3 protein-coding genes are annotated in these 2,221 nt (G+C 58.7%); all 3 read right to left on the reverse strand.

Going from position 1 to position 2,221, the window contains the following annotated elements; translation table 11 throughout:
* Positions 1-196 precede the first annotated feature (196 nt).
* Genes ACP5VX_RS07100 through ACP5VX_RS07110 form a run of 3 tightly spaced genes read right to left on the reverse strand, consistent with a single transcriptional unit; the run spans position 197 to position 2,129 of the window.
* The gene (locus ACP5VX_RS07100) at positions 197-784 is read right to left on the reverse strand and encodes a hypothetical protein (protein ID WP_428725180.1); all 588 of its coding nucleotides are present in this window, start codon (positions 782-784) and stop codon (positions 197-199) included.
* Positions 781-1,656, reverse strand: a complete 876-nt coding sequence (locus tag ACP5VX_RS07105) for a hypothetical protein (RefSeq protein WP_428725181.1) — start codon at positions 1,654-1,656, stop codon at positions 781-783. The genes ACP5VX_RS07100 and ACP5VX_RS07105 overlap by 4 nt, the downstream gene beginning before the upstream one ends.
* Before the next feature lie 5 nt (positions 1,657-1,661).
* Complete coding sequence (locus ACP5VX_RS07110; protein WP_428725182.1) at positions 1,662-2,129, reverse strand: hypothetical protein; 468 nt, start codon at positions 2,127-2,129, stop codon at positions 1,662-1,664.
* Between the last annotated feature and the right edge of the window lie 92 nt (positions 2,130-2,221).

Consider the following 2,221-nt stretch of genomic DNA (forward strand, 5'->3'; position numbering starts at 1 on the left):
GGTTCTTGTTCTCAAAGCCGGGGAAACGCTTGTCGGGCTTGTTCTCAGTGGATAGGGACTGCATGCTTGTTCTCATTGATGGTTGCAAGCGGTTGGTGACAGATCTGTCATACGGGGCTTGTTCCCATAGGAGGGGACTCGCGTGGCGGGTACCCTGTTTGTTCCCATCAATAGAAAACGAGTGGGGGAGAAAAAACTAGTTTGTTCTCTTGGCGGGCTTGTAGGATACTATCTCGTAGAGGTCTGGTGTTTGCCTGAGTTGTTCTCGTAGAGTCCTGACCTCCTCCTCGAGTATGAGGAGTCTAAGCTCGACGGGGTCTGTGTTCTCGACGCCTCTTAGCCACGAGGCGACGGCCTTGAATACCGCGAGCGTCCTCGGAAGTACTAGCCTGGGCCTAGCCCTGGCGCCGAACATGTATGCTACGGGTGGTATGACTCCGACGCCGATCGAGCTTGCGAGGGACTCGAGTGCTATGAAGGCCTCCTGCTCCGTGGAGATAGGCTCTTGTGGCGGTGGCCCGGGTATCGGCTGCGTGTATGACTGTTCTCCAGTCGAGTTCACCTTGACGCTGACGTGGACGCTGGTATAGTATACGAGCCTGTGCTCGAGCACGCCGGCTGAAAACGGTGCGAGGGTCGCCGACGCGAGTATGAAGAAGGGCGTGAGTAGCCAGAGCACGCGTAGGATGCCCCTCGTGTCCGCCTCGTCGTCGCTGTGTAGCCGGCCGAGCATGTAGAAGAATATGAATGCTCCGGCTCCGGCCTCGACGAGTAGTATCATCATCTATGCATCAACCCGGTTAGGAGTATAAATCCTACCACGCTCATCAGGAGGACTAGGAATAGTACGAGTATGTTTGACTTCTTCTCGGCCTTCTCGAAACGCTTGAACATCTCCTCGAGGCCCTTGGTCACGCTAGCAGCCGCGGTCAAGAGGCTCGTAGCCCCCAGGGCGGTCTGCTCCGCTATCCTGTCGAGCGCGTCGAGGTCTCCGGCCAGGGCGACTGGTAGGAACGCCTTCACGTCTAGCCCGTACTGCCTCATCTTCGCGATGAACGTGGCGACGTCCTCGAGCGTCTGGAGCCTCGCGTTCTCAACCTCCCTTATCACGTCGTTCAAGGCGTTCAGGCTCTCCTGTAGCTCTGACAGCTTAGCCTTCGAGTTCTCGTCCGGGTACGCCTGGTAAGCCTTCACGAGGCCCTCGAGCCTACGCTTCTCATCCCTGAGCCTCGGCAACACGACGGTCTTGATGTTGGACTTCACGGTGTAGACTATCTCGTCCTCGCGGCCAGTCACCCATCCGAGCCTGTCAAGCTCCTCTGGGGTCAGGCTACGCGGGTTCGCTAGAGTAGCTACTACGACGTCCGCGTCCGCGATCCTGTAGATCGCGTTCGGGACTATCTTGACGAGGCCCTTCAGCCCGCCCATGCTGAAGTAGAAGAACTCCTCCGTCACCGGCGTGAGTTTCACCAGGCGTAGGCTCCTGCCGACGCGTAGCAGTGCGCATAATGCCCTCTTCTTCCTACAATCGGCTAGTAGCGAGGCTACGGCTAGCTCGCGCCTACCGAGGACGCCGAAAAGGTATACTATCGCGCCCATGGCTATGACCCAGCCCGCTAGGGATATCATGATGATGAGTGCCTCCGCCTCATTCATGTGTGTCACCTCCCGAAGATCCTGGCTAGTATGCCCTTACGCTCCTCCTCGCCCCTAGCCTCCTCGCGCCTGCTGATCGTTATCATCTGGCTTAGCTTGTCTAGGAAGTTCTCCTTGCCGACGCTACTAGACACGCTCGTGATGAAGTAGCTGTACACCTCTATCGCGTGGGCGCTAGCCTCGTACGGATCCATCCCCTCCCGCTGACCCCCGGGCTTCATCCCGCGCCTCGTGAGGCTCTTAACCCTGAGCATGTTAGCCCCGAGCATCGTGTAGGCTATCCCGGCCGCGACCTGCGGCGACAAGACGGCCGTCTTGAACATGTGGCTCGTGAAGACGCGGTAGCCTGTACGGCTCGCTATCTCGTTGACCGCGTCATCGCTTAGAAGGCTCTCAGGCGACACTCGCTCCGCGAGAGGCCTGAACTCTGGCTGCGACTGGGGCTCAGGGTATTCAGGGTATTCCTCCGCCACTACTCCTCTTCACCCCTCTCGAACAAGCCGGCCACGAGCAGGAAGACGTCTATGGCGAAGACGCCGAAGCTGGCGGTCACGAGCCCCTGGAA

Origin of the sequence: Thermogladius sp., assembly GCF_049970955.1 — an archaeon.
Lineage (GTDB): Archaea > Thermoproteota > Thermoprotei_A > Sulfolobales > Desulfurococcaceae > Thermogladius.